The sequence below is a fragment of the Corallococcus silvisoli genome (genome assembly GCF_009909145.1).
GTDB lineage: Bacteria > Myxococcota > Myxococcia > Myxococcales > Myxococcaceae > Corallococcus > Corallococcus silvisoli.
In genome coordinates this window covers 348110-373620 of sequence record NZ_JAAAPJ010000010.1, presented here as the reverse complement: position 1 = coordinate 373620, position 25511 = coordinate 348110, and the positions used below count along the sequence as shown (strand labels likewise).

Here is a 25511-nt window from a genome sequence, read left to right as displayed (position 1 = left end):
CCTCGTCTTGAAAAGGGGGGTTCAGCCTTTGTAATCCGTGAGGTGCTTGCGGCGCACCGGGCCTTTGGGCCCGTCCTTGTTGTTCTGGCACGCGACGCAGAACTCCGCGTAGGGCATGGCCTTCAGGCGGCCCATGGGAATGTCGTCGCCGCACTCCTCGCACTCGCCGAAGGAGTCCGGGTCCTCGCGCAGCTTGCCCAGGGCCTTCACCACGCGCGCCAGCGTGCCGTCGGTGTTGCGGTTCCGGCTGGAGGCGATGGCCTGCATCATTTCATTGAGAGGCTGCTCGTCCTCGTCGCCGCCGACGCGCGTCTCGTCGGTGCGGTTGGGCTCGATGCGCAGGGGCGTCTTCCCGGTCAGCTCCGCGTGGAGCGCGAGCAACTGCTGGAGGAAGTCCTCTCGCTGCTTCGGGGTCACGGTGCGTGCTCCAGGAGGGGTCAGTACTGCGCGGTGGAGATCTGCCCGGTGACGATGGCCACGGACGCGGACGCGCCCAGGCGGTTGGCCCCCGCGCGCAGCAGCTTGATGGCGTCCTCCGCCGAGCGCACCCCGCCAGAGGCCTTCACGCCCACCTCGTCCCCCACCACCGCGCGCATCAGCTCGATGTCCTTCACCGTGGCGCCGCCGGGCCCGAAGCCGGTGGACGTCTTCACGAACGCCGCGCCCGCGGCCTTGGACAGCGCGCAGGCGACGACCTTCTCCTCGTCGGTGAGGTGGCCCGTCTCCAGGATGACCTTCACCGGGATGGGGTGGCTGGCCTCCACCACCGCGGCGATGTCCTGGTGCACGCGCTGGTAGTCGTGCGCCTTGAGCGCCCCCAGGTTGAGCACCATGTCGATTTCGCGCGCCCCGGCGCGGATGGCCTCGCGCGCCTCGAAGGCCTTCGCGGACGGCAGCATGGCGCCCAGGGGGAAGCCCACCACGGCGATGGGGACGGCGGACGCGCCGGCCAGCACCCGCGCCGCGGTGGCGACGTGGCAGCTGTTCACGCACACGGTGGCGAAGCCGTACTGGCGGGCCTCCTCGGCCACGCGCACCACGTCCTCCGCGCGCGCCTCGGGCTTGAGCAGGGTGTGGTCGATGTACCGCGCCAGGTCCGTGGCCTTCAGGATGGACGCGGGGTCGACGCGCGCGGTGGCGGTCTGCACCCCGGGCGTGCGCGGCGGTTCGGCGTTCAGCGCGGCGGCGGGCGCGGGCACCGACTCCTGCGGGACCTTCCAGGCGTTCAGACGGAGACGGGCCTGGTCGAGCAGCGCTTCCAGGACGGGGATGACGGCATCGGCGTCGGACGGCATGGGGGCCCCATAACCCAGTCCCGGGTCCCGGGGAAGCGCTCGCGGGGGGCCCAGGCCCCGGGCAACGCACGGGGTGCCGTGGAGGGGAGCGGGGCTGTAGAGTTCCATCCCGTGAAGGTCTTCGCGCGGTTCCTGGGTCTCCTCTTCCTCCTGTTCGCGGCGGTGCCGGGCCACGCGGCGGCTCCGGCGGCTCCCACCCCCGGGGCCTTCCCTGCCCCCGTCCCGGGGCGGCTCACGGTCTACTTCCTCGACGTGGGCCAGGGGGACGCGGCGCTCATCGTGTCCCCCACGGGGAAGACGGTGCTCATCGACGGCGGGCCACCGGAGGCCGGGACGCGGCTGGCGGCCCGGCTGCGGGAGCTGGTGAAGCAGCCCCTGGACCTGGTCATCCTCACCCACCCACACCTGGACCACCTGGGCGGGCTGCGCGCCGCCCTCAAGGCGGTGGGCGCGAAGCGCTTCATGGACCCGGGCTTCGACCACCCGAGCGAGGCGTACCGCGACCTGCTGGACTTCGTGGGCCGTGAGGTGGGCCAGGTGATGAGCCCGGAGCCGAACCCCGCCACGCCCCAGACGCTGCTCACCGTGGGCCTGGGCGAGGGCGTCGCGCTCACCGTGCTGTGGCCGCGCGTCCCCCAGGAAGGGTTCCTCGCGAACACGCGCTCGGACGCGAACGCGAACTCCATCGTCGCCAAGCTCACCTATGGGAAGACGGCGTTCCTCTTCACCGGCGACTCGGAGCCGCCCACGGAGGAGCTGCTGCTGCAGAAGCCGTTGGACCTCACGGCCACGGTGCTGAAGGTGGCGCACCACGGCGGCAAGCACTCCTCCACCGCGGCCTTCCTGGAGCGCGTGAAGCCGCGGGCGGCGGTCATCTCCTGCGGCGTGGGCAACGACTACGGCCACCCGAGCCCGGAGGTCCTGGGCCGCCTTCGCGGCGTGAGCGCCCGGACCTTCCGCACCGACCAGGACGGCGAGGTGATGGCGGTGAGCGACGGCGCGACCGTCACCCTGCGTTCAGCCAGGGGCGACACCCGGTCCGTGAGCCTGCCCGGCACCCAGCCCGCGGGAAATCCCGTGGCGCTCGGCCCCATCGAGCCCACGCCGCAGCGCCGCACCGGCCGCGCGGTGGAGAAGGAACCCGAGCCGGGAGGCTCCCGGACGCGCGCGCCCGCGGAGCGCACGGCCCCCGTGTCCCGGGACACGTCCGACGAGGCCGCGGGCCAGCGCTACGTGTCCCTGAAGGGCAGCAAGGTGTTCCACCGCGAGGACTGCTCGACCCTGAAGCGCTCCAAGAACGAGCGCACCGTCTACTCCAGCCGCGCCGACGCCCTGCGTGAGCGCCGCCCCGCCGAGGATTGCCATCCATGAGTGCCCGCATCGCGCTCGGAGTGGGGCTGTTGTTCGCCTCCCTGGCCTGCCAGCAGCCGTCCGCGCCCCCCGCCCAGAAGGCCCCGGAGAAGTCGCGCTACTTCGGCGGGGCGCCGGACGGGAAGCTCCACGTGTACTTCTTCGACGTGGGCGCGGGCGACGCCGCGCTCATCGTCACGCCGCGCGGCAACACGGTGCTGGTGGACTCGGGGCCCGCGTCGGCGGAATCGCACCTGGTGAACCGGCTGCCAGAGCTGCTGCGGCGGGAGCTGGACCTCGTCGTCCTCACCCAGCCGGATCCAAGGCACCACGGCGCGCTGGACGCGGTGCTCAAGCGCGTGGGCGCGCGGCGGCTGATGGAGTCGCAGCTCCCCGACACGTCGAAGGCCTACGACGCGCTCCTGACGGCGGTGGGGTCGCGAGGGGTGCAGGTCTTCTCCCCCGCGCCGTCCTCCGCCGCGCCCCGGGAGCTGGTCCGGTTGACGCTGGAGGACCGGGTGAACCTCACGGTGCTCTGGCCGCGCGCGCCCGCGGAGCCGCTGCTCAAGGGGGCACCGGACGCGGAGGGCCGGAACGCGGCGAACTCCATCGTGCTGCGCCTCACGTACGACGACACCTCGATCATCTTCGCGGGCGCCGCCCGGGGAGAGACGGAGGCCCGGCTCCTGGAGGGCGGCCTCCTGGCGCCCGCCACGCTGCTGAAGGTCGGCTCACCGGGTGTGGACGGGGCCAACACGCAGGCGTTCCTGGAGGAGGTGCATCCCCAGGCCGCGGTGTTCAGCGGGGACGACGGCCTGGGCCGGAGCGCGAAGGTGAAGGAGCTGCTCGGGCGGCTGCGGGCCATGGACGCGCGGGCGTTCCGCACGGACGTGAACGGCGAGGTGCACGCGGTGAGCGACGGCAAGCAGTTCGAGCTCGCGCTCCAGCGCCCCTCCCCGGGCGAGCCCCCCTCCGTGCGCCGCGTCTTCCCGGGGCTGGATCCCCGCCCCGCCCTGGTGCGCACGGCCAGGCCCCCGCCGCCGGTGGTGAAGCCGGCCCCTCCCGAGCCGACGCCCGCCGGGCGGACGGAGCCCGCGCGCGCGGAGGCGACTCGCGCCACCTCCTCGCGCGTCGGCAACATGACGGACGTGGATGACCTGCCCGCCACGCGCCAGGGCAACCGGACGGAGTCGGTGCGCTCGTCCACCAGCGCGCCTGCTTCCATGGGCGTCGACTACCGGGCCAGCCGGCACAAGCGCATCTTCCACAAGTCCACGTGCCAGAGCGTACGGCTCATCAAGCAGGAGAACCTCCTCATCTTCAAGACGCGCGAGGAAGCCATGAAGACGGATCGCGAGCCCGCCGGGGATTGCCACCCGTGACGAAGAAAGCGAAGGCCATGCCCAGGGCCACGGTGGACCGCATCGAAGAAGACGTCGCCGTGCTGGTCGTGGATGGCCGCCAGGTGACTCGAGCCCTGAGCACCCTGCCCCCCGGCGTGCGCGAGGGCGACGTCGTGGACCTCGTAACAGGGACGGTGGACCCCGAAGCCACCGAAACCCTTCGGGCCGAGGTCCGCGCCGCGAGGGAGCAGGCCCTGCGCGGCAAGAAGCCGCCGTCCGGAGACTTCGACCTCTGAGGAGTTCGGGGCGCGTGGCCCGCTGGAGCGTCCGGCTCGACGTGCCAGGTCCTCCCGGTGGAACGGGATGCACCGGGCAGGGCCCGCTCCTGCGCGAGGCGCGGGAGCGGGCCCACCCATCAGGGGATGACTACGGCGTGGAGCCTTCCGCCGGGGCCTTGGCTTCGCCCCCCGCGGCCGAACCTTCCGCCGGGGCCTTGGCTTCGCCCCCCGCGGCCGAACCTTCCGGAGGCGCCACGGGCTGGGTGCCTTCCGTCGCCGGCGCGGCCTGACGCGGCGCCGGCGCGGCGGGCGCGGGCGCCTTGCCGGTCGCCTTGTTGACGATGTCCGCGAGGGCGGGCGGCAACATCCCCGCCGCCGACAGGCCGAACACGACCGCCAACGGCAGGACGATGAGCAGCACCAGCACCAGCGCCACGACCTTCAGCGCGCCGCCGCCGCTCTTCTTCGCCACGACCGGGCGCTTGCGAGCGGCCTTCGAGTCCTCCACGGCCTGCCGCGCGTCCTCTTCCTCGTCGTCGCGGCCGTCGTCGCGCTGTTCGTCCGGGTAGGCGTCCTCGTCGTCCTGGGAGTCGCCCCGGTTGCCGGGCAGATCCAGGTCGGAGAACAGCTCGTTGAGGGGCGCGCCGCTGGCGGCGGGGGCCTGCTCCACGTGCGCGGCGCGGCGCCCGGCGGGAGCCGCCGCGGGGGCGGGCGCCTCTCGGTTGTTGCCGAAGAGCGTGCCCTCGTCCTCGTCGCCGTCGCGCTCGAACCCGCCGTCGTCACCGTCCTCGGACGACCCGGATTCGGACTCCGCGTAGAAGGGCTGCTGGGGCTCCGGCTCGCGGCGAGCCGGAGGCGCGGCGCGCGGAGGCGGCGCGACGGCCACGGGCGGCGGCTCCGGAGGCGCGGGCGGCGGCTCCGGCGCGGCGGGCGCGAGCAGCGCCGCCAGCTCCGGGATGTCCGAGCCCCGCTTCCAGTCCGGCATGCCCTGGCGCCAGAAGAAACTGCGCGCGCTGATGCTGCCGGCGGCCATCCACTCGGCCACGGCCGCCTCGTCGAGCGGGCCCTCCTGCTTGTTGCGCACCATCACGAACCAGGGCGCCCCGGCCGTCTGGCGGGGCGGCGCGGTGCGCGTGGGCTCATCGTCCCAGGGCTGCTGGGGAGCCGACGCAGGAGGTCGGGCCAGGGGTGCAGGCGCTGCGACGGCGGCCACCGGGGCGGGCGCGGCCGCGGCACCGCCGCCCGCGAGCGAACGCTCCTGGGCCCGGATGCGCTCCACGTCGGCGAGGGACACCACGCGGGTGCTCTCCTCCTCGGCGGGCCCTTCCACGGTGATGACGTTCTGGCAGTTCTTGCAACGGACCTTGACCGTCTTGCCGCGGACTTTCTCGTCCGCAATGGAGTACCGCTTCTGGCAATTGTCGCAGGTGAAGTTCAAAGGGGCGTCCGGCTCTCGGGGGAAACCGCCGGGGATGCTACCGCCAGAAATCTCCCGCGCAAACACACGGTTGACTCCGTTCGTCGGCCCAACTATTCAGCCGCCCTCCCTTTCACTCCAGGCTCGACGAGGGTGGCGCATGCCGGCGAAGGATCTCGGGACCAAGCACTCGTGCTTCAAGTGCGGGACGAAGTTCTACGACATGAAGAAGCCGGACCCCATCTGCCCCAAGTGCGGGGCGGATCAGCGGGAGAACGTGGTCGCCAAGCCCGCCGAGGGCCGCCGTGGCCGTCTGGCGGCCGCGCCGAAGGTCATTGAACCGGCCGAGCCCGAGGAGACGCCCGCCTCCGAGGATGACGAGGAGAACCTCGACTCCTTCGGGGATGATGAGGACGCCGAGGCGGGCGCCGAGCCCGCCGAGGACGACGACATCTAGCGCCTTCCCCTTACGCTCGCATCCTACCGGGGCCCCCCGAACTGCTCGGGCGGGCCCCGTTGTCATTTCCCTGCCCGCCCTCCCCAGGGCCAAGCCGGGAACGCCGCTTCCCCGGGAGGGAGCCCCAAAAAGGGGCCCGCTCCACCCGGGCGTCGGCTCAGGTGCCGCTCAGGCGCTCATGGGACGAGACCAGCGACAGCTCGGTCAGCGCGCTGCGGATCTCCTCGTAGAGGTTGGGTCCCATCTCCTGCATGCCCACGGGGCGGGTCCCCTTGCGGCGGACCCCCATGGGCGACCGCTCCCCAGCGGCGGACACTGCGGGTTGCTTCCTGGACTGATGCATGACGAGTCCCCCTCGCGCGGAAGTGTTGGCTTCCGACAAAGCAATTTTGCCACCAAGACAGAAGCCCGAACAAGGGCCGTGTTTTCCGGCACTTGGAGGGGCTCCCCATCAGACAACTCCTCCAGAGGCGGGTCGGCCCTGACAGCGATGTCAGGGGGGCGCTACTTCCCCGGGCCCTCCTGAAGCAGGGCACCCACGTCCCAGGTCTGCTCGAGCTGGACGGTCTCCCCCGCGCGGACCGTGACCGGGCGGGAGGCTTCCGGAAGCCGCGCGTGCCAGAAGGTGAGGGTGTGCGCGCCTTCGGGGACGCGGAGCCGGAAGCGGCCGTCCGGGGTGGTGGCGACGAAATAGGGGTGGTTGAAGGTGCGCACCACCGCGTGCATCCAAGGGTGGACGTCGCAGCGGACCTGGACGGTGCCGGGTTCGGCGGGCAGGGGGCGGCGCAGCGTCATCCCCTCCAGGGGCATGGCCACGTTGAAGACGGAGCGGTTCGTCCCCGCCTGGGCGCGGACGTTGTGCACCAGCGGGTCGGAGTTGCGCAGCAGCAGCTCGCCGCCGGCCTTCGCCGCGAGGGCCGGGGGCTCGTAGTGGCACTGCTTCTGGTCCAGCACGGGCGGGGGCGCGGGCGTCTCCGGCTCGGGCAGCGCGGCGCCGTCCTGGAGCGAGACGACGGCGAAGGCCAGGGCGCCCTGCGCGCCCACCACGAGCGAGCGGTCCAGCGCCTGGTCGCCGCAGACGCTGGCGACGGTGGCGGAGGTCGGCGCGCTGGGGGGTGGGGGTGGAGTCCCCGTCAGCAGGACCCGGCCCTCGATTTCACCCCACTTCACGGGTCCTGCCGGACGGGGGGCCACGGCGGCGGGAGGGGGCGTCGCCGGAGGCGGCGGAGGCGCGGGGGCGTCGCGGCAGGCCCCGGCGGCGAGGAGGAGCGCGGGGGCCAGGAGGGGTCGGAGGCGGTGGCTGGACACGTGCCCCGTCTAACGGGTGCGTGAAGCGGATTCAAACGCCCAACGGGCGGGCGGGGAACACGGGGATGGAAGGCTGCCCATTTGGGCGTTGGAACCCCAGCATCCTTGTTGGTACAAGAGCCGAGCCGTGCGTCGGTGCGGCCGTGTGGGAGGCAGCAAACTTGCGGGAGAAACTGAAGGCCCTGGCGGAGCTGCAGAAGGTTGACCTCGAGGTCGCCTCGCTCCGGAAGGCGGCGGACGTGCATCCCCGCCAGATTTCCGAGCTGGAGCGGGAGCTGGGCGGCGCACGCAATGGCATCGAAGCCGAGCGGACACGCGTGGCCGACCTGGAGAAGCAGAAGGCCCTGCTCGAGCAGAACATCACGGACGAGAAGGACAAGGTGAAGAAGTGGGAAGCGCGCCTGTCCGACCAGCGCTCCACGCGTGAGTACTCGGCGCTCGCTCGCGAAATCGACATCGCGAAGAAGGGCATCCTCACCCAGTCCGAGGCGCTCACGGAGAAGGTGAAGGAGCTGGGCGGCGCACGCGACGCCATCAAGGGCAAGGAGGCGGACTACGCCACCAAGCAGCAGGGCCTGTCGGCCCGGATGACGGAGCTGCGCGGGAAGCTGGGCGAGTCCGAGTCCCAGGTGAAGGAGCTGGAGGGGCGCCGCGCGGAAGTCGCCGCGAACGTGGACGCCACCCTGCTCCGTCGCTACGAGGTCATCCGCAAGAAGAAGCTGCCCGCGATGGTGGGCGTGGTGGCGGGGACCTGCCAGGGCTGCAACATGAACCTGCCCCCGCAGATGTACAACATGCTGCGCACCACGCTGGGCACCGACGTGTGCCCCTCGTGCAACCGCATCATCTTCGCCATTGAAGCGCTGCAGGAGAAGCCGAAGGACTCCGCCGAGAAGTAGCGGCGGCGAGCCCCACGCTCCCCTCCCTCCATGCCGCCCCCCTCGCTCGTCGACCTCCTCCGTCACATCGCCCGTGAGGAGCCGTTGACGGCGACGGTGCGAGCCTTTCGCGGGCTCACCCGGGAGCACCTGGGCCAGCTGCTGGACGAGGCCGCCGACCAGCTGGGCGGCGCTCCGCGAGAGCCCGTGCCGGTGTCCGCCACCGAACAGGCCGTCGCGCTGCAGTCGGAGGCCCCCGGTGTCGAGGTCGTGGTGCCCGCCGCGGGGGGCTCGCTGACCCGTGTCCGCGTCTATTCGGACGGGGCCGCGCGCGGCAACCCGGGCCCCGCGGGCGCGGGCGCGGTGCTGATGGACACGCACGGCGCGGTGGTGGCGCGCCTGGGCAAGTTCCTGGGCACCCAGACGAACAACTACGCCGAGTACATGGGCCTGCTCATCGGCCTCCAGCACGCGAAGAGCCTGGGCGCGCGCGAGGTGGAGGTGTTCGCCGACAGCGAGCTGCTCATCCGGCAGTTGGGCGGGCGCTACCAGGTGAAGAGCCCCACCCTGAAGCCCCTGTTCCTGGAAGCCCAGAAGCTGCTCGCCGGCTTCGGCAAGGTGAAGCTCGCCCACGTCCCCCGCGCGCAGAACGCGGAAGCGGATGAGATGAGCAACCGCGCCATCGACGAGCGGATGTAGCCGCACCTCCGGGCCTTCCACCTCCTGAGCCACGGGAGGCGGGTGGGCCCGGATGGCATGGACCCCGCTCAGGGCTCGGTGTCCCCCGCCACGGCGCTGGACGGCTTGGGCCGGGCCCAGTGCTCGAGCGCGGCCGTCACCGGGCCGGGCAGCAGCGCTTCCCGCTTCGCGCGCGCATAGGCCGCCTTGGAGTCCACACCTTCGGCGTCCAGCCGGCGCGCGACGACCAGGGAGAGCGCGGCGCGCTCGCCCCAGTCCAGCGTGGGCAGGGACTCCAGCGGCAGCTTGCCGTGCACCACGTCCTGCAGTTCGCCGAAGCCCATCTCCACGGCGGATACGTCCAAGATCCTGGCCGCGAGCGCGGAGTCCCCGAGCCGTTCGAACTCCGCCGCGAGCAGCAGGGTCGCATCCGTGCCCATGCGGCGGAACACACTGAACTCGATGTCGGCGCAATCCCTCGCGGCGACCTTGGGCTCCTCCGCGAGCGCCATCAACACCCGCGTCGCGGCGGCGAGCACGTTGTCCGAGGGAGCATTGCTCGACTCCGGGGAGACCACGGGTTCACCAAGCGAGGCCGCGACCCACTCGCTCACCACGGCGTCCGCCGGCTTCTTCGACGCCCAGGTGATGAGCTGCCGCATCACGGCGTTCTTCTTTCCCTTCTGAGAGGAGCTCCCGACGAGCTTCGCGTAGAGCAGCACGTCGTCCGGGTTCACGGTGTCGTCCTTGGCGCCGGCCTTGAGCAACCGCTCGGACACCTTGCGCGCGGCTTCTTCGCGGCGGCCCAGCGCCACCAGCGTCTCCGCATGTGTGTCCAGGAGCAGGGCGTAATCGGAGTCCTGCTGCTCCATCGCCTCCAGCAGCGGGAGCGCGTCCGCCCAGCGCTGCTGACGCACGTAACGCAGCGCCAGCGCCTTTCGGGGGAGCGGCTCACCCGGATGGTCGCGCATCAAGGCCTCCAGCCGCTTCGTCCCTTCCCCGGCGGGCTCGTAGCGCGAGAGCATGATGGCCATGACAACAGCCCCGGGCTCACGCTCCAGCGCCGCGACGTAGTAGGCGCGGACCTCGTCGTTGCGCTCCGCACGACGCATCTCGCTCGCCCAGAGCCGGTGCGCGGTCAGGTCGTCCCGATGCGCGTCCCGCCATGCGCGCGCGACCGCGACGGACGCGAGCGGCCCTTCCTTGCGCGCGAGCGACAACCGCGAAACGAAGGCAGCCTCCTCCGCGCTCCGGGTTTCCGGCAGGGCGCGCCACAAGGCCTCCGCCAGCTGGTTCGCCTCGGCGGTCTGCCGGGAGTCCATCAACATCCCGAAGGTCGTCGCCCAACCGCCGGGAAACCGCCCCAGGTGGGTGCGCGTGGTCGAACGGCCATTCTCACGGCGGACCGACATGCTCTCCGGAGGGTCGGTGAGCACGTAGTCGAACTGCCCCACCCGCTGGAAGACCTTGCCTCCCAGGGACAGCGGCTGGGAGTCCGGCGCGCCGTTGGAGTCCTGCGTCCGCGAGTAGCGGACCGTCGTCGAATACAGCGGCGCGGCGCCCAGGAGGTTGTAGATGAAGAGGCCCCCTTCGTCGGTCACGAACACCGTCTCGTGCGCCAGCGGGCCCGTCGCGTTGCGCACGTCCACCTCCAGCGGCCCCACGGGCAGCCTGCGCAGACGGTGACCATTCGCATCGAGCGTGAACCGCTTGCCGCCCGCGGAGACCGTGACCTCGCTGTCCAGCCCGTTGACGAAGAGCACCTTCTCGTACGCCATGGCGAGCCGGACCACCGCCACGAACGCGAGCGAGCAGAGACCGATTCCACCGAGCAACAGCAGCCCCAGGCGAGGAGAAGTCGAAGGAGCACTCACGGCTGGGCCTCCTGGGCAAGCGTCGACGTGGTGAGCAGCAGGGGGTGGCGCTGGCGCGCACCGGGAAGGTGCCAGGCGTCCACCCAGGCATGGAAGAGGACTTCCGAAGCGCGCGGATCCGCGGCGTCCGCCACGAGCTCCAAGGCCCGCGCGGGCCCATCCGGAGCAAGGCCCTCCTGGGTCACAGACCAGACGCGCTGGGTCCCCGAAGCGCCCCGTGACTCATCCCGCACGTGGAGGGTGAGCAGGGGCGGCTCCTCCCGAGAGCGCCCCCAGCCTCCGTCCACGACCAGGACCCCTGTCCCCAGCACTTCATCCACCGTCCGTTGCCACGCCACCACCAGCGACTCCGAAGGGTCGTCCCGCACGGGCAACGCGTCGTCCTCGGCGGGCGCCTTCCACACCACCGTGATGCGCCGGCGGTGGTCTCGCGACACCGCGTCCAGCAGGCTCTCGAAGAACGGACGGGACGGAGCCGCGGCGCTGTCTGGATCCAACCGGGCATCCAGCCGCGCTCGGGCCTGGGCCAGCTGTGCATCCACGAGGGCCTGGATCCGCGGTGCGAAGCGGCTGTCCGGCGAGTCGCGCAGATACTCGAGCATGGAGCCCAGGTCCGACCGCGCCGCGACGCGCATCCAGGCGTGGGCCTGCACAGAACGCGTCTGCTGCCACACGGCTCCGCCCGCCAGCAACACCCCGACCCCCGCGGCCGCGAACACGCCGGGCCACGGCGAACGCGCGCGCTGCGCGCGCACATGCCCCCGCTTGTCCGCTTGAGCCAGCAGCGCCGGAGGCAGGTGCTCCACACCGCTCTCCGCATCCAGCATCCCGCGGCCGAGCAGCTCCAGGACCCGGCGGCGCCGCGCAATCAACTCCTGGGCCTGCGCTTCCGCCTTGTCCTTGCCGTGCACCGTCAGGACCATGCGCTCGTTGTTGAAGCGCAGCTCGAGGGCGGTGTGCTGATAGACGCCGTTGCGCTGGTGGTTCACCAGCTTCAAGTCCTGCAGGTGCACGAGCGGCCACACGGTGATGTGGTCGATGTCGATCTGCACCAGGTGCAGCGGATGGATGGTGTTGAAGCGCGCATAGGGGCTCGCCATCACCCTCAGGAAGTGGCGGGCCCAAGCGTAGGTGACGCCACAGAAGACGGCCGCGTAGAGCGCGCACCAGACCCAGTCCGAGACGCCGCGCGCGGAGGTTCCGAAGGAGATGTGCGCCAGGAGGAAGCAGGTGGCCGTGACGAGCGCCAGGGTCACGGCCGCCGACTTCAAGCCGGTCCACAGGGTGCGCCAGCCCCCGACGCGCTCGGCCTCCGAGTGCAACCACTCGCGCGTGATGGCCGGCAGCGCGTCCATGTCCACGGTGACACGGGTCGGGTATGAGACCTCGGTGGCGCTCTCCGGGTTGAAGCGCCGGCCGAACTCGAGCAGGCGGTTCGCGCCCTGCGACTTCTGCTGGGAGAACAGGTGCGCCGCGGCGGCGGAGAGCTGGCCTCCGGCCCACCGGCGCAGCTCGGGGTCCGCGTCCTCCGGCAGCTCCGCGTCGAGCTGCTCCAGCTCCTTCGCCGCGTCGGCCTCCTGGCCGTACTCCAGCATCGTCGCGATCCGCCGCACCTTGAGCGCGAGCACGTCCATGCGCGACACGCCAGGCAGCGCCTGGGCCTGCGCGAGCACGTCGAGCGCGTCCGGCACCTGCCCCATCGCCTCCAGGCAGTCCGCCAGCGCCACGCGCGGGCTCACCTCCGACGGGCCATGCTTGCCCGCACGCCAGAAGGAATCCGCGGCCTCCTTCAGCCGGTCCAGGCGGTTCAGCGCCCAGCCTCGGTACAGGTGTGCCTGCCAATGCCCGGGCGCCCGCGCGATGAGGGCGTCGAACTCCTCCAGCGCCTCCTTGGCCTCGTTCTCGAAGAGGAGGTTGCGGCCCAGCAGCAGGCGCGCCTCGTGGAAGTCCGGCTGCTCCGTGAGCAGGGCCTTGAGGACCTTGCGCCCCCCGGCCTTGTCGTCCGCATCGAAGAGGTCGATGGCCTCCTGGAGCTGTGCGTTCTTCACCGCCTCCGGTCCATCCACCGGCGCGTCGGAGCTGGCGTCGAAGGCCTGACGCGCTTCAGGGTCGGAGAGCAGCTCGTACGCCTCGCGCAGGCGCTTGAACACCTCTGGGTGCGTCTCCGGCGGGTTCTGCCGGACACGCTCGAAGTAGGCCTTCTTGATGGCGCGGGTGTCCGCGTCCCTCTCGATGCCCAGGACCTCGTAGGGGTTCGGCCGGGGTTCGTTGTTCACCGTCGCTCCACTCCTGGCGCGGTCGCGGTCACGACCCGCCATGCCTCGTCCAAGCTGTCCACCGCGACCAGACGCAGACGCCCGGCCACGTCAGGCGGCAACGCCGCTACTTCCTGCAGGTTCCGGCGCGGATGCAGCACCACGCGCATGCCTTCGAGGTGGGCAGCCACCAGCTTCTCGTGCACGCCGCCGATCTGCCGCACGTCGCCGGAGAGCGTCAGCTCGCCGGTGACGGCCAGCCGCGCCGGCAACGGGCGCTGCGTGTAGGCGGAGAGGCCCGCGAGCGCGAGCGCGAGGCCGCATGACAAGCCGTCCTTGCCCACCTCCGTGTCGATGAAGTGCAGGTGCAGATCGTAGCGGGTGACCAGCGCGCCCAGCCCCAGCGCGGGCGCGCGTGCACGCACCGCGCTGAAGGCGATGTCCGCGGCCTCCTGCCCCTCCGGTCCCACGCGGCCACTGCACCGCAGCACGCCTCGTCCTGGCACCGCCACCGCTTCCAGTGGCGAGACATGCCCGCCGTTCGGATGCCATCCGAGCACGCCCAACCGTCCGACCGAGGGGACATCGCGCGCCAGGAGCCGACGGCGCTCGGAGACCTCCGCCTCGCGCCCCGCCGCCGCCAGCGACTCGCCATTCGCGGCCGCCTGGGCATAGAGCGCCCGCGCCTCGTCCAGGGCTCCGGCTTCGAGCTGATAATCTCCCAGGCGCAGCGCGGCGGCCCCTGGCGCTCCGGGCGCCTCCAGCGCGGCGCGGCGGGCCGCCTCGACCTGAGCCAGGGGCCGTCCCTCCAGCCACACCAACTCCGCGCGCAGCAAGGCCGCGGCGGCCCCCGAGCGGCTGGATGCGGGTGCGGTCACGAGCTGCCGCTTCGCCTCCCCGAGCGCTCCCCGGGCCAGGGCCTCCACCGCCGCGTCGAGCTTCGCCTGGGAGAGCGCGGCTCGCGCCGTGGGCAGCGCGAGTGCCTGCGCGGCCTGCTCCAGCGGTGGCGCGTCCAGCATGGCGGTGGTGGCCGGGAGCCCGAGCGCCGCGCGCGCTTCGAGCACCGACTCCGCGAGGCGCGGGTCCTCTGGCGCGAGCAGCCGGGCCCGCCTGAGCGCGGGCATGGCTTCAGAGGGCCGGTTCGTGCGCTCACAGAGGCGGATGACGGCGCGCCAGGCCTCCAGCTCCCCGGGGGCGGCCTCCGTGGCCAGGAGCGCATGCACCAGCGCGTCGTCCGGCCGCGCTTCCTCCAACAGGGTGATCAACTCGGCGCGCAGGGCCGCGTCACCGGGAGTCTCCCGCGCGCAGGTCTCCAGCAGCTTGAGGGCCTCCTCCCGCCGTCCGTCACGCGCCCAGGCGCCACACAGGAGGCGGCGCGCGGCCCCTCCCCCGCCCAGGTCCAGGGCCCGCCGCGCGTGCTCCGCCGCGCCGCTGAAGTCCCGCTCCTGGAAGAGCGCTTCGGCCAGGGCCAGCCGGGCCGATGGCTCGCTGGGACGCAACACCACCGCGCGCTTGAGTTGGGTCAGCAGCACGCGGTCACTCTCAGCCCAGGTCGAACAACAGGTCGGTCAGCTCGGCATCGAGCCGGGCCGCCGCGACGCGGTCGCCTCGCGCACGGGCGTCCCGCAAGTCGGCGCACAGCGACTCGAGCCGGGGACGCACGTTCGCCGGGGCGGTCGCGATCCGTTCGGTCGCGGCGGCCAGCAGCGCGTCCGCATCGCTCACCGCGGACGCGGCGGCGGGCACGGCCGTGGACGCCGGCGCGGATGCGGCCCCGGCCATGGACGAAGCCATGGACGCGGCTCCGGGCGCGGACACGCTCGGGGCGGGTGCGGCACCCCATTCACGCGCCAGCCGATCCCTCGCCTCCACCCGCTGCTCTGGCCCCAGGCGCTGCGAGCGCTTGTCCACCACCAGCGTGGCCTCCTTGCCGGTGGAGACCACGCGCGTGGTGACGTCGAGGATGCCGTTGATGTCGTACGTGAAGGTCACCGCGACCTTCTCCGCGCCCGCGCGCCCGGGCGGCACGCCTTCCACCGTGTACGCGTCGAGCAGCAGGTTGTCCTTCACCAGCCTCGCTTCGCCCTGGAACACGCGGATCTCCACCGCGCGCTGGTTGTCCGCCGTGGTGGCGAAGGTCTCCGTCCGCGACACCGGCACCGTCGTGTTGCGCGGGATGAGCGGAGAGAAGACGCCCCCCACCCGCTCGCGCCCCACCGACGCCTGGACCTCCACCCCGAGCGTGAAGGGGCACACGTCGGTGATCATGATGCCGTGCGCGGCGCTCATCGCGCCCGTCTTCAGGCCCGCCTGCAACGCGGCCCCCAGCGCCACCGCCTCGTCGGGGTGCACGCCTTCGCGCGGCTCGCGCCCGAAGTATTCGGCGACCAGCTGGCGCACCAGCGGCACGCGCGAGCTGCCGCCCACCAGCACCACCTCCGCGATGGACTTCTTCGACAGCTTCGCGTCTCGAAGCGCGCTCTCCATCGGCTCGAGCGTGGCGCGGACCAGGTCCGTCACCAGCGCCTCGAACCGGGCGCGCGTCACCTCCACCTCCAGCGACGCGAGCGCACCACCCCTGCCAGACGCGAGGAACGGCACGATGACGGGGGTCGCGTCCACCGACGTGAGCGCGATCTTCGCGGCCTCCGCCGCGGCCTTGAGCCGCACCCGCGCCGCGAGGTTGCCCGCCAGGGACACGCCGTGGAGGCGCTCGAACTCCGCGCCCAGCCAGGCGGCCAGCGCTTGGTCGAAGTCGCTGCCCCCCAGCTGGTTGTTGCCCGCGGAGGCCTTCACGTCCAGCACGCCCTGGAACATCTCCAGCACCGACACGTCGAACGTGCCGCCGCCCAGGTCGTACACCAGCACGTACTGCTCGGCGTCCAGGTGGTTCACGCCGTAGGCGAGCGCCGCGGCCGTGGGCTCGTTGAGCAGCCGCTCCACCTTGAGTCCAGCGAGTTCGCCAGCATCCTTGGTGGCCTGGCGCTGCGCATCGCTGAAGTAAGCGGGCACCGTGACGACCGCCTCCGTCACGGTCCCGCCCAGGGCCCGCTCGGCGTCCTCGCGCAGCGCGCGCAGGATGAGCGCGGAGATCTCCGTGGGGCTGTAGCGCCGCTCACCGAGCATCACCGGCAGGTCGCGGCCCATGCGCCGCTTCACCTCGGCCACGGTGCGCTCGGGATGCACGAGCAGCTGCGCGCGCGCGGACTCCCCCACGTGGAGGCGGCCCTCCGCGTCCAGGCCGACGACGGAGGGCGTGAGGCGCTGCCCCAGCCGGTTGGCCAGGAGGGTGGGGCGACCCGCGCCGTCGAGCGAGGCCACCAGCGAGTGGGTGGTGCCCAGATCGATGCCGACAACATGACTCATGGAATGGGACTCGGGGCCGTTCAACGAAGGACTGCGAGCGACGGGCTACGACTCCGGGGGCGTCCAGCGCTGGGCGGGCGCGGCGGCCATCGAGGCCACGGGGCTCGCGTACATCCGGCGCAGCTGCTCCAGCCCCTCTTCACTGATGCCCGCCTGCGCGGCGATCTCCAGCGCGCGCTCTGGCGACGCGTGAGTGAACGGCCTCCAGGTGTACGAGGCGATGAGCCCCGCGATGCAGAGCACCGAGACCAGGGCCAGCGAGATCGTGAGCCCCGAAACCTGGCCGGAGAGCATGGTGAGCCCCCCGAAGAGAGCACCGAGGCCCACGAAGAGGAACACCACGCGCGCCCACGCCACGAGCACGGACTTGCCGCTCATGGGGATGGCCTGCCCTCGCCATCCATTGCCGTCCTCGCCCACGACGAGCCACCCTTCCAGGGGAAGGAGCGGCACGTAGTAGAGGTGGCCGAACTTGGTCGCCACGTAGCCCAGCCCTGGAACCTCGTCGACCTTGCCGTAGAGCCTCGAACCGAAAATGATCATGTGATTCCCCCTCGAAACGGGCGCGCCGTGCCCCGGAGGCCCCACGCCGCGCGGGCGCGAATCCTGCGGCACCCGGGTGAATGCTTGCAATCCCCAATGACAGTCGGGGCGCCGCCGCGCACCCCACGGAGGGAGATACGGCAGGACCGCCTCTCTCTGGTCGCGGCCTGGCGATGCCCTGCCACGCCAAAAGCAGACAGCCCTTCAACTCCAGAACGACGACGCCGGCCCCCGAACCGCCGCATCCGCCGGCCGGCGTCCATGCTCATCGGTCCTGTCCCTCCAGCAGGGACAGGATGAAGGCACCGTACGCGTCCTTCATCGGCAGCTCGAAGTCGACCTTGAGGCGACGGCGCTCCACGCGGACCGCCGCTCCTGTCCTCGGGTTGCGAGCCTCCTTCTCGTACGCCTCCCGGTAGAGCCCCGTCCCCCGCTTCTGCCAGTTCGGCAGGTCGTTGAACTGGATGCCTCGCTGGAACAGCAGCTCGTTCTTCTGCGCCACCGACAGGCCCACGAGCGTGTTCGTGGCCTCGTCCACGCCCTTGCCTTCCCGGCGCAGGCTCCAGTAGCAGTGCCCGTTCAGCGCGTTGCGGTGCGCGTCCTCGTTGCGCCAGCGGAAGTAGTCGCGCACGAGCTCCGCGTTCGGCAGCTCGCAGATGCGGCAGTCGAACGCGGCCAGGCCGCCCAGGAGCAGGGAGAACTTCGCGCTCGCCTCGCCCGCGAGGATGGAGTTGAGCTTGCGCGTCTTCCTCCCGAACGTGTCCTCGTCCGGGTGGAAGAGCAGCGAGATCTCATCGCTCTGCGTGTAGCCGTAGAGGATCCGGAACCCGCAGTTCATCAGGTGCTCGGTCGTCGCGACCATCATGTCCCGGACGCGCACGTCGAAGGGGCTCTCGAATGCGTGCACCTCCTTCGTCAGGCGCGTGAAGCCGCGCCCATCGATTCGGGCCACCATGAACACGCCGGGAAGCACGCACAGGTCGTGCGCGGTCTCGAAGACGCGCATCCGCTCGTCCAGCTCATCGAACTTCACGTTGCCACTCCTCCACGACAAAGCCGTCCTGAGACAGCCGGATGAAGAACAGCGCGTCGAACCCCTCCTCGGGGCTGGGGACCTGCAAGCGCCGGTAGGTGCCGAGCACGCCCACCACCGGCACGCGCTGCTCCAGGGGGCGCTGCTCATTGCGAAGGAGCGCGTCCGCGACCTTCGACTGGAAGTAGCAGCCCACCACGCGGAAGCCGGCGTCCTTCGCGGCAGCGATGTACCGCGAGCGCTCCGCCACCGTGGGGTTGGTGTTGTCCACCACGAAGGGCTGCTTCGCTTCCAGGCACGCGCGGAGCAGCACCTTCTCCCGGTGCCGCGTCTTGAGCATGTCCAGGCTCAGGCGGACGTGGGTGGTGAAGTAGCGCTCCCGGTAGAAGGTGCTCTTCCCCGTTCCCTGGATGCCCGTGAAGATGATCGCTTCCACCCGTCCCTCCCCTGCCGCGAGGTCACCCGCGGGGACTGCTGGACGGCCGGACCCACGCGGACCCGACAAGCCTCCGGACGCTCAGCCGGACCCGGGGGTCAGCGACCTTCGAACGGTGTCCCCATCCCCAAGGTGGACCCGCGAGGGGCGGCTGTTGTATCCCCCAGGTGCCGGAGCGGTCCGGGTGAACGCCGGCCATCGCAGGCATGGATGGCGGGAGGAAAGTCCGGGCTCCACAGGGCAGGGTGCTGGCTAACGGCCAGTCGAGGCGACTCGCAGGAAAGTGCCACAGAAAACAGACCGCCTGTCCTCGCGAGGGGGCGGGTAAGGGTGAAACGGTGCGGTAAGAGCGCACCGCGTCCGGGGTGACTCGGACGGCACGGTAAACCCCACCTGGAGCAAGAGCCAATAGGAGCGCGTCCCCGAAAGGGGACAGGGATGGCCCGTCCTACGCGCTCGGGTTGCTCGCTGATGAGGCCCCTGGGCAACCAGGGCCCTAGATGAATGTTCGCTGCCCATCCCGAAAGGGGTGGTGACAAAACCCGGCTTACAGGGCCGCTCCGGTTTTTTTCCCTGTCATCCGCCCACGGGGACCTGCGCCAGCAGCAGGCGCCCCCGGCCGTCGTTGCGCACCGCCTGCGGGTTGGTGATGGGCAGGCGGCTGTCGTTGCGCGGCTCCCACAGCCCCATCCACACGTTCACCGCGCGCGGCGCCGCGCCCGGCGGCAGGGCGACGACGAACTCGTCCTTCACCGTCTCCCCCACCTTCCACTGCGTCGTGGGGTAGAGGCCGCCCGCGGGCTTGTGGTCCACGTTGAGGCGCTCCATGCGCCCGTCCGCGTCCTCCACGTGGACGAAGACGAGGTAGTCGTCCTCCAGCGGCTGGAGCACCTTGAAGAAGACCGTGACGCGGGCCTGGTCCCCCGCGGGGATGCGGCCCGGCTGCACCGACGCGCCCACCACCTCCACCTTGCCGCCCAGGTTGGCGCCGCTGCGGATGGACAGCGGGGGGACCTGGCTGACGGTGGCCGCCCGGCGCTCCTCGGGGCTGGCCCCTCCTGGCGCCTCCACGATGCAGGCGCTGGAGGTGCCCAGGAGGACGGAGGCGGACAACAGGACGTTCAGGGGCGGAAGGCGCATGGCGGAGGGCAGTTCTATCCGGCCACGGGCGCTGCATCCAACTGCGCGTTGGTGTATGCGGAGCGGCGATGAAGACCCCGAACGCCCTCGACGCGCTCCTGGCGCAGGTGCCTCCCGCCCCCTCCCCTGCCCCCACTCCCGGCGGCGGGACGACGCAGCCGGGCACGGGCACCCCGCCCCAGACCGGGCTCACCGGCGGCGACGTGGTGGGCATTGGCGGCGCGGCCGTCCTGCTGGTCCTGGTGGTCGTGGCGGCGCGCAAGCTGTTCGGCCGCAAGCGCGCGCCGGAGGCCCCCCGCAAGCCCCAGGAGGAGGCCCCTCCCCAGCTGCCCGCCGAGCGCCCCGAGCTGCGCGTGGAGCTGCCGCCCTCGGAGGCGGAGCTGGCCCTGCGCCGGGAGCTGGACACCGCCCACGCCCACACGGAGGACCTCCGCCGCCAGCGGGAGACGGCCTCGTTCGCCGCCCACGACGCGAAGGACGGCGCCGAGCGCACCCGCCTGGAGGCCGAGGTCCGCGCCCTCAAGGAGCGCGAAGAAGAGGCCAAGCGCGTCGAGTACCGCGCGAAGAAGGCCGTCGACGACGAGACGCGCGAGCGCCGGAAGCGGGAGCAGGTGGAGGCGGTGCGCCTGCGCGAGGAGGCCGTGGCCCAGGAGGCCGCCCAGGCGGAGGCCGCCCGTCAGGCGGAGGCCGCGGCCCAGCGCGCCAAGGTGGAGGCGGAGGGCGGCCACACGCTGGCGCAGGGCCTGGACCGCACGAAGACCCAGGGCTTCATGGCGCGGCTCAACGGGCTGTTCGGCCAGCAGCGCGCGATGGACGAGTCCGTGCTGGCGGAGCTGGAGGACATCCTCTTCACCGCCGACATCGGCGTGCGCACCGCCGACCACCTGGTCTCGGTGGCCCGCGACAAGCTCAAGCGTTCGGAGCTGAAGGACCCGGAGCGCATCAAGGACGCCATCCGCGAGGAGGTGGCGCGGATGGTGGACCTGCCCGTGCCGCGCTCGCTGGAGGGCGGGGGCCCGCCGCACGTGGTGATGGTGGTGGGCGTCAACGGCGCCGGGAAGACGACGACCATCGGCAAGCTGGCCGCGCAGCTCACCGGCAAGGGGCAGAAGGTGGTGCTCGCCGCGGGTGACACCTTCCGCGCCGCCGCCACCGAACAGCTGGACGTGTGGGCCGAGCGCGCCGGGGCGCAGCTCGTCAAGGGTGTGGATGGCGGCGACCCTGGCGGCGTCGTCTTCGAGGCGGTGAAGAAGGCCCAGGCGGAGGGCGCCGACGTCCTCATCGCGGACACCGCGGGCCGCATGCACAACAAGGCCGGGCTCATGGAGGAGCTCAAGAAGGTCAAGCGCGTGCTGGGCAAGGCGCTGCCCGGCGCGCCCCATGAGGTGCTCCTCGTGCTGGACGCCACCAACGGGCAGAACGCCATCCAGCAGGCCAAGCAGTTCCACGAGGACGTGGGCGTCACCGCCATCGCGCTCACCAAGCTGGACGGCACCGCCAAGGGCGGCGTCATCATCGGCATCTGCGACGAGCTGAAGCTGCCCGTGGTCTGGGTGGGCGTGGGCGAGAAGATCGCCGACCTGCGCCGCTTCGAGCCGCGTGAGTTCGTGCGGGCGCTGTTCGACTGAGGGCCCCGCGGTCCGTCAGGGCCCCATGAGCTGGGGCAGCAGCTGCTCCAGCAGCGCCTGCGTCTGGGCGTCCAGCTTCACGCCGCCCAGGCCGCCCGAGCCTCCCATGGCCTCCATCAGCCCCTGGAGGTCCGCCGCGCCCAGGTCCTCGTCGCCGTGGGCCTCCTCCCACCAGCGCACGCGCAGCCGCCCCAGCGCCTTCGCGTTCACGGGGCTCGCCTTCGCCAGCTCCTGCGTGAAGCACGCCTTGCACGCCCACTTGAAGCGGTACGTGTCCACGTACGCGCGCAGGGCCTTGAAGAAGGCGGCGTCCCCCACGAGCTCGCGCGACGCGTGATGCAGCAGCGGCGCCTTGCCGTACACGAGCGCGCCGTACTCCAGCTCGCCCCCGTCGAAGTCGCCCGTGGGGCGGTCCGCGCGGCCGTCGCGGCCTCCGGTCATCCGGAAGAACTGGTAGGGCATCACCAGGGCCTCGTTGCGCAGGGACTCGGCGACCTCCGGGCCGTGGGCCCATTCCATGTAGAGGAGCGCGGCGTACTGCGCCAGGGACTCGTCCACCACCGGCTCTCGGATGGGGTCCGAGCCCACGAGCCCCGCGAAGTACTGGTGCGCCACCTCGTGCGCCACGGTGAACTCCAGCGTGCGCTCCAGCGACTCGCCCACCTGGGCGCCCATCTGGGCCAGCAGCCCCGCGCCCTGCGCGTCCAGCAGGTCCTCGAAGGCCTCCATGCCGGGCATGCCCGCCAGCATCTTCAGGGGGTCCTGCTTCGCGCGGTAGAGCGACGTCGCCACCGTGACGAGCCCGGGGAACTCCATCCCTCCCGCGCCCCCGCTCAAGGGCGCCTGCACCACGCGGAAGTGGGTGTAGGGCAGCGGGCCCAGGCGCTTCTCGAACTCCGTCAGGGCCTGCGACGCGTACTTGAGCACGCGCTTGCCGGACGCCGCGTCCTGGGGCGCGAAGTGGCTCTCCACCGTGACGCCGTTCACCGTGGCGGTGGCGGCGGTGTAGCCGCGCGTCACCAGCACCGGGAAGTCGCGCACCGCCGCCGCCGCGAAGCTGTAGCGCACCCGGCCGTCGCGCTCGGGCACCTCCCCCAGGGGCGTCCCGGTGGCGTGCGCCGCCCAGCCCGAGGGCACGGTGAGCGTGGCCAGCACGTGCGCGGGCTCGTACAGCGCCAGGTCCCCCATCCCCTGCGGGCCGGCCCACGGCTGGCCCTGGTCATCCACCGGGGGCACCTGCGGCACCACGCCCACCAGGCTCAGTACGTCCGCCGTGGCGGAGAAGGCCCCGTGGTCGTCCGCGCCGCCCTTCGCGCCGGCGCCCCCCAGCAGCCCGCCCGCGCCCAGCAGCGACTCCGCGCCTGGAGCCGCCTTCGGCACCGTGCCCTTCACCGCGACCTCCAGCGACACCGTGCCTCCCGGGGCCACCGGCGGCTCCACCACCACGCGTTGCAGGGTGGGCTCCGGCCCCAGCTCCAGCGCCACGGCCTTCCCGTTGACCTTCGCGCCGGAGAGCGTCACCTGGCGGGAGCGGGTGTTGGGCGTCAGCCGGAGGTACAGCTCCGTGAGGGGCCTGGGGCCCTTCGCCACCAGCTCCACCTGCACCTTGCCCCACACCCGTCGCTCCTTCGGCGACACCTCCAGCTGCACGCGGTAGAGCGGCACGGACTCCAGCGGCCCCAGCGCCTTCGCGGCCCGGTCCCGCTCCGAGGGCTTCAGGTGCTGGAGGCACAGCTGCACCTCTGGCGCCACGCTGCCCGCGCCCGGGATGGCGGGAGGCGCCGCGGCGGGAGGCGCCGCGCCCACGGGGCTCGCGACCAGCACACACAGCAGCCACCATCCGGGGAGGGTCCGCATGGAGGGCATGCTAATTGACCCCGTCCAGGGCTGCTCGCTACAAGCCTCCGGGTGCGACTTCCGCGAACGATGACCCTCACCGCCGCCCTGGGCCTGGTGGCCTGTGCGAAGCAGGTTCCTCCGAGCACCGCCGCCGCGCCGCCTCAGCCGCGTTCGGTCCAGCTGCTGTCCGCCACGCCGGAGCGCGAGACGGCGCGCCTGGAGAAGCGGCGCGAGGACGTGGAGGTGGACACGCGCGAGGGCGAGCGCACGCCCCGCGTCGTCGCCACCGCGGAGACGCCGCCGCTCCAGCTGGACGGCGCCCAGGCCCACCTCTGCGGGGACGCGGCCTGCACGCGAGGCTTCGCCGTGGACAACTTCCTCCTGCTGGAGGTGCTGGACGCGAAGGGGCACGTGTCACGCCGCGCCGCCGTGGGCTTCGCGGACAGCATCTTCATGGGCAACGAGCAGGTGGACAACCTGGGCCGGCGCGCCTTCACCTTCGAGCCGAACGAGGTGGACGTCACCAGCCTGCTGCCGGAATCCGGCCCGTTCCGCCTCCGCGCCACCGCGCTGGACTACTGGGGCGTGGGCCGGGTGACGGACGTCTTCCTGAGGCTGGAGCCGGGCACGGGCCGCGCCGAGGACGACCTCCGGGGACACTGACCCGGGTCCCCGAGAGCGACCCCTCCGCCCCGCGCGTCAGAACCGCAGGGCGTTCGCGGCCGGCGCCGGGCGCAGGCCCGAGAAGCCGATGGAGCCGTCGCACTCCCCGCCGCACACCTGGCCCGGGGTCAGCGCCGCGGGGCTCCGGGTCGCCGCGTAGGCGCCCGCGCCCGCCGCGGCGGCCACCACGCCCACGCCTACCCAGACGTACCAGCGCTGGTACCAGGACTTGCTGGTGCTCTCCTTCAGCTCGGGAGGCTGCTCGGTGCCCAGCGCCAGGCCCGGCTGCTCCACCTGCGCCGTGGACGTCGTCGGCTCCAGCACGGGCGTGCGCGGCGTGTCATCCCCCCGCGCCACAGCCGTCGTCGTGTTGGCCGACGGACGCAGGCGGCCCTCGACCACGTAGAGCTGGCCGGCGCGCACGTTGATGTTCTTCACGTCCTTGAGGCCCGGCCCGCGGAACTCGATTTCGTGCGGCCCCTGGGACAGGGCGTAGTTCTCGATGGGGGCGACGCCCACGCGCGTGCCGTCCACGAACACCACGGAGCGGAGCACGTCCGCGCGCAGGGTGGCGAAGCCCGTCGCCGCGTCCAGGGACACGGTCAGCTCCGTCGCGAGGCCCGGCGCCAGCGTGACCTGCTGGGTGAAGTCCAGGTAGTTCTGACGGCGGGCCACGACGGTGTGCTCACCCGGCGTCAGCTCCAGCGGCGTCTGGGGGTTCACCTCCTGGCCATCCACGGTGACCTTCGCGCCGCGCGCGTTGCTGCCCAGCTTGAGCGCCAGGGTGGCCTTCGCTGGGGGAGCGTCGTCGACCGTGGGCGTCACGGCGGGCTTGCCCTTGCGCGTGCTCACCCGCTCCTTCTTGGGCGGAGCCTTGCGCTTCACCGTCGCCTTCGGCTTCGCCGTCTTGGTCGTCTTGCCCTTGGACTTCGAGGGCTTGGTTTCCTCCGTGGGGGCGAGGAGATCATCCTCCTGGGCGAACACCGCGGAGGGCAGCGCCAGGGAGGCAACAAGCGACAGGATGGCGAAGCGGCGAAGACTCATGACGGACCGAAGGTTAGAGAGTCATCCCAGGGGAAGCAAACACCGTCCCACCGAACCGTGGGTTGGGCGAAACTCCGCGCCCCATGCACCGCACCCTCGTCGCCCTCCCGTTTGGCCTCTGTGTCCTCTCGCTGACGGCGTGTCCCGGCAAGGCCCCGCCCCGGGTGGAGACGCCCTCCTCCGCGCCCCCCGCCATCCACGTGCCCGCTGGCTGCGAGAAGGATCAATCCGGCGACTACCGCCACGCGCAGAACCCGGCCTTCCGCTACCTGGGCCAGGACGACGGCGGCACCCTGTCGCTCGCGGTGGTGCGGGCCTGGGCGGACGGCGGCGTGGAGTCCCCGGACGCGGGCTCCGTGGGAATCATCCTCCACCGCACCCCGGACGGCTTCGTGGGCGAGACCCGCGCCACCGGCTTCACCGCCTCCGGAACGCCCTGCCCCGTCAGCTTCCCCACCGAGGCGGTGGCCTGCACCGACGCCGGCATCACCCTGCGGGCCGCGTCCAGCACCTCCATTGACGAGGGCTGCCGCTCCGCGACCTCCGGCCCCGCCCCGGTGCGCCAGGAGCAGGTGCTGCTGCGCGGCGCACCCGACGCCGGCCGGTAGTCCCCTCGAAGCACCGCGCCGCCGTCCCCGCCCGGGAAGCCCGGTGGGAAGCGGCGGCGCGAGTCAGCCAGAGGAGGC

The 25511-nt window shown here is 72.2% G+C and carries 24 protein-coding genes and 1 other RNA gene; 10 read left to right on the top strand and 15 right to left on the bottom strand.

Annotation, left to right across the window (positions count from 1 at the left end; genetic code table 11):
• Positions 1 to 21: 21 nt before the first annotated feature.
• The gene (locus GTY96_RS21840) at positions 22 to 417 is read right to left on the bottom strand and encodes a TraR/DksA family transcriptional regulator (protein ID WP_143900000.1); all 396 of its coding nucleotides are present in this window, start codon (positions 415 to 417) and stop codon (positions 22 to 24) included.
• A 20-nt stretch (positions 418 to 437) separates the two neighbouring features.
• Complete coding sequence (gene deoC / locus GTY96_RS21835; RefSeq protein WP_161665679.1) at positions 438 to 1295, bottom strand: deoxyribose-phosphate aldolase; 858 nt, start codon at positions 1293 to 1295, stop codon at positions 438 to 440.
• 111 nt (positions 1296 to 1406) lie between these two features.
• On the opposite strand from deoC, the gene GTY96_RS21830 reads away from it, so the two are divergent.
• From GTY96_RS21830 to GTY96_RS21820, 3 genes are read left to right on the top strand one after another with little or no spacing between them, the layout of a single operon-like run.
• On the top strand, positions 1407 to 2666 hold the full coding sequence (locus GTY96_RS21830) for a ComEC/Rec2 family competence protein (protein ID WP_328700964.1): 1260 nt from the start codon (positions 1407 to 1409) through the stop codon (positions 2664 to 2666).
• Positions 2663 to 4027 carry a ComEC/Rec2 family competence protein gene (locus GTY96_RS21825; protein ID WP_161665678.1) on the top strand — a complete coding sequence of 455 codons (1365 nt, stop codon included), beginning with the start codon at positions 2663 to 2665 and terminating at the stop codon, positions 4025 to 4027. Before GTY96_RS21830 ends, GTY96_RS21825 begins: the two co-directional genes overlap by 4 nt.
• Positions 4028 to 4044: 17 nt before the next feature.
• Positions 4045 to 4284, top strand: a complete 240-nt coding sequence (locus GTY96_RS21820; protein ID WP_161665687.1) for a DUF3006 domain-containing protein — start codon at positions 4045 to 4047, stop codon at positions 4282 to 4284.
• Between the two features lie 130 nt (positions 4285 to 4414).
• On the opposite strand, the gene GTY96_RS21815 is transcribed toward GTY96_RS21820, so the two are convergent.
• Positions 4415 to 5704: a GYF domain-containing protein gene (locus tag GTY96_RS21815; protein WP_161665677.1), complete on the bottom strand. Its 1290-nt coding sequence runs from the start codon at positions 5702 to 5704 to the stop codon at positions 4415 to 4417.
• 139 nt (positions 5705 to 5843) lie between these two features.
• On the opposite strand from GTY96_RS21815, the gene GTY96_RS21810 reads away from it, so the two are divergent.
• Positions 5844 to 6140: a TIGR02300 family protein gene (locus tag GTY96_RS21810; RefSeq protein WP_143900004.1), complete on the top strand. Its 297-nt coding sequence runs from the start codon at positions 5844 to 5846 to the stop codon at positions 6138 to 6140.
• A gap of 157 nt (positions 6141 to 6297) precedes the next feature.
• On the opposite strand, the gene GTY96_RS38310 is transcribed toward GTY96_RS21810, so the two are convergent.
• Entirely contained in the window at positions 6298 to 6429 is a 132-nt protein-coding gene (locus tag GTY96_RS38310) for a hypothetical protein (RefSeq protein WP_268903961.1), read from the bottom strand.
• 215 nt (positions 6430 to 6644) lie between these two features.
• Positions 6645 to 7310, bottom strand: a complete 666-nt coding sequence (locus GTY96_RS21805) for a cupredoxin domain-containing protein (protein ID WP_328700963.1) — start codon at positions 7308 to 7310, stop codon at positions 6645 to 6647.
• A 299-nt stretch (positions 7311 to 7609) separates the two neighbouring features.
• Between GTY96_RS21805 and GTY96_RS21800 the strand changes: the two genes are divergently transcribed.
• Positions 7610 to 8347 (top strand): zinc ribbon domain-containing protein, encoded by a 738-nt coding sequence (locus GTY96_RS21800; RefSeq protein ID WP_143900006.1) that lies wholly within the window; start codon positions 7610 to 7612, stop codon positions 8345 to 8347.
• A 30-nt stretch (positions 8348 to 8377) separates the two neighbouring features.
• Complete coding sequence (locus GTY96_RS21795) at positions 8378 to 9025, top strand: ribonuclease HI family protein (protein WP_143900008.1); 648 nt, start codon at positions 8378 to 8380, stop codon at positions 9023 to 9025.
• Positions 9026 to 9093: 68 nt separating this feature from the next.
• Here the strand turns inward: GTY96_RS21795 and GTY96_RS21790 are convergent, their stop codons facing one another.
• The 7 genes from GTY96_RS21790 to GTY96_RS21760 all read right to left on the bottom strand — a co-directional run bounded on the left by GTY96_RS21790 (position 9094) and on the right by GTY96_RS21760 (position 18511).
• Positions 9094 to 10878, bottom strand: a complete 1785-nt coding sequence (locus GTY96_RS21790; RefSeq protein ID WP_161665675.1) for a tetratricopeptide repeat protein — start codon at positions 10876 to 10878, stop codon at positions 9094 to 9096.
• Entirely contained in the window at positions 10875 to 13154 is a 2280-nt protein-coding gene (locus tag GTY96_RS21785) for a DnaJ domain-containing protein (RefSeq protein ID WP_161665674.1), read from the bottom strand. Before GTY96_RS21785 ends, GTY96_RS21790 begins: the two co-directional genes overlap by 4 nt.
• The gene (locus GTY96_RS21780) at positions 13151 to 14665 is read right to left on the bottom strand and encodes a S16 family serine protease (protein WP_161665673.1); all 1515 of its coding nucleotides are present in this window, start codon (positions 14663 to 14665) and stop codon (positions 13151 to 13153) included. The genes GTY96_RS21785 and GTY96_RS21780 overlap by 4 nt, the downstream gene beginning before the upstream one ends.
• A gap of 10 nt (positions 14666 to 14675) precedes the next feature.
• The gene (locus GTY96_RS21775) at positions 14676 to 16499 is read right to left on the bottom strand and encodes an Hsp70 family protein (RefSeq protein WP_161665672.1); all 1824 of its coding nucleotides are present in this window, start codon (positions 16497 to 16499) and stop codon (positions 14676 to 14678) included.
• A 45-nt stretch (positions 16500 to 16544) separates the two neighbouring features.
• Positions 16545 to 17042 carry a hypothetical protein gene (locus GTY96_RS21770; protein ID WP_143900017.1) on the bottom strand — a complete coding sequence of 166 codons (498 nt, stop codon included), beginning with the start codon at positions 17040 to 17042 and terminating at the stop codon, positions 16545 to 16547.
• 265 nt (positions 17043 to 17307) lie between these two features.
• Positions 17308 to 18075, bottom strand: a complete 768-nt coding sequence (locus GTY96_RS21765; protein WP_161665671.1) for a tRNA(His) guanylyltransferase Thg1 family protein — start codon at positions 18073 to 18075, stop codon at positions 17308 to 17310.
• Complete coding sequence (locus GTY96_RS21760) at positions 18062 to 18511, bottom strand: AAA family ATPase (protein ID WP_161665670.1); 450 nt, start codon at positions 18509 to 18511, stop codon at positions 18062 to 18064. Before GTY96_RS21760 ends, GTY96_RS21765 begins: the two co-directional genes overlap by 14 nt.
• Positions 18512 to 18683: 172 nt before the next feature.
• On the opposite strand from GTY96_RS21760, the gene rnpB reads away from it, so the two are divergent.
• Positions 18684 to 19077: RNase P RNA component class A (gene rnpB / locus GTY96_RS21755), an RNA gene on the top strand.
• Positions 19078 to 19087: 10 nt separating this feature from the next.
• Here rnpB and GTY96_RS21750 read toward each other — a convergent pair.
• On the bottom strand, positions 19088 to 19651 hold the full coding sequence (locus GTY96_RS21750) for a hypothetical protein (RefSeq protein WP_143900022.1): 564 nt from the start codon (positions 19649 to 19651) through the stop codon (positions 19088 to 19090).
• Between the two features lie 68 nt (positions 19652 to 19719).
• Here GTY96_RS21750 and ftsY point away from each other — a divergent pair, with 68 nt between their 5' ends.
• Positions 19720 to 21279 carry a signal recognition particle-docking protein FtsY gene (gene ftsY / locus GTY96_RS21745; protein ID WP_143900024.1) on the top strand — a complete coding sequence of 520 codons (1560 nt, stop codon included), beginning with the start codon at positions 19720 to 19722 and terminating at the stop codon, positions 21277 to 21279.
• Positions 21280 to 21294: 15 nt separating this feature from the next.
• On the opposite strand, the gene GTY96_RS21740 is transcribed toward ftsY, so the two are convergent.
• Positions 21295 to 23136, bottom strand: a complete 1842-nt coding sequence (locus GTY96_RS21740) for a M1 family aminopeptidase (RefSeq protein WP_161665669.1) — start codon at positions 23134 to 23136, stop codon at positions 21295 to 21297.
• Positions 23137 to 23187: 51 nt separating this feature from the next.
• Between GTY96_RS21740 and GTY96_RS21735 the strand changes: the two genes are divergently transcribed.
• Positions 23188 to 23781, top strand: coding sequence for a hypothetical protein (locus tag GTY96_RS21735; RefSeq protein ID WP_328700962.1), 594 nt, complete (start codon positions 23188 to 23190; stop codon positions 23779 to 23781).
• A 36-nt stretch (positions 23782 to 23817) separates the two neighbouring features.
• On the opposite strand, the gene GTY96_RS21730 is transcribed toward GTY96_RS21735, so the two are convergent.
• Complete coding sequence (locus GTY96_RS21730) at positions 23818 to 24825, bottom strand: PEGA domain-containing protein (protein ID WP_143900028.1); 1008 nt, start codon at positions 24823 to 24825, stop codon at positions 23818 to 23820.
• A gap of 83 nt (positions 24826 to 24908) precedes the next feature.
• On the opposite strand from GTY96_RS21730, the gene GTY96_RS21725 reads away from it, so the two are divergent.
• Positions 24909 to 25433 (top strand): hypothetical protein, encoded by a 525-nt coding sequence (locus GTY96_RS21725; RefSeq protein WP_186001842.1) that lies wholly within the window; start codon positions 24909 to 24911, stop codon positions 25431 to 25433.
• Positions 25434 to 25511: the final 78 nt, after the last annotated feature.

Excerpts from the sequence above, each read along its gene's own strand:
- GTY96_RS21725 (WP_186001842.1), top strand. The coding sequence starts at position 24,909 with ATGCACCGCACCCTCGTCGCCCTCCCGTTTGGCCTCTGTGTCCTCTCG.
- GTY96_RS21750 (WP_143900022.1), bottom strand. The coding sequence starts at position 19,651 with ATGCGCCTTCCGCCCCTGAACGTCCTGTTGTCCGCCTCCGTCCTCCTG.
- GTY96_RS21820 (WP_161665687.1), top strand. The coding sequence starts at position 4,045 with ATGCCCAGGGCCACGGTGGACCGCATCGAAGAAGACGTCGCCGTGCTG.
- GTY96_RS21770 (WP_143900017.1), bottom strand. The coding sequence starts at position 17,042 with ATGATCATTTTCGGTTCGAGGCTCTACGGCAAGGTCGACGAGGTTCCA.
- GTY96_RS21810 (WP_143900004.1), top strand. The coding sequence starts at position 5,844 with ATGCCGGCGAAGGATCTCGGGACCAAGCACTCGTGCTTCAAGTGCGGG.
- GTY96_RS38310 (WP_268903961.1), bottom strand. The coding sequence starts at position 6,429 with ATGGGGGTCCGCCGCAAGGGGACCCGCCCCGTGGGCATGCAGGAGATG.
- deoC (WP_161665679.1), bottom strand. The coding sequence starts at position 1,295 with ATGCCGTCCGACGCCGATGCCGTCATCCCCGTCCTGGAAGCGCTGCTC.
- GTY96_RS21825 (WP_161665678.1), top strand. The coding sequence starts at position 2,663 with ATGAGTGCCCGCATCGCGCTCGGAGTGGGGCTGTTGTTCGCCTCCCTG.
- ftsY (WP_143900024.1), top strand. The coding sequence starts at position 19,720 with ATGAAGACCCCGAACGCCCTCGACGCGCTCCTGGCGCAGGTGCCTCCC.
- GTY96_RS21730 (WP_143900028.1), bottom strand. The coding sequence starts at position 24,825 with ATGAGTCTTCGCCGCTTCGCCATCCTGTCGCTTGTTGCCTCCCTGGCG.
- GTY96_RS21775 (WP_161665672.1), bottom strand. The coding sequence starts at position 16,499 with ATGAGTCATGTTGTCGGCATCGATCTGGGCACCACCCACTCGCTGGTG.
- GTY96_RS21795 (WP_143900008.1), top strand. The coding sequence starts at position 8,378 with ATGCCGCCCCCCTCGCTCGTCGACCTCCTCCGTCACATCGCCCGTGAG.
- GTY96_RS21740 (WP_161665669.1), bottom strand. The coding sequence starts at position 23,136 with ATGCGGACCCTCCCCGGATGGTGGCTGCTGTGTGTGCTGGTCGCGAGC.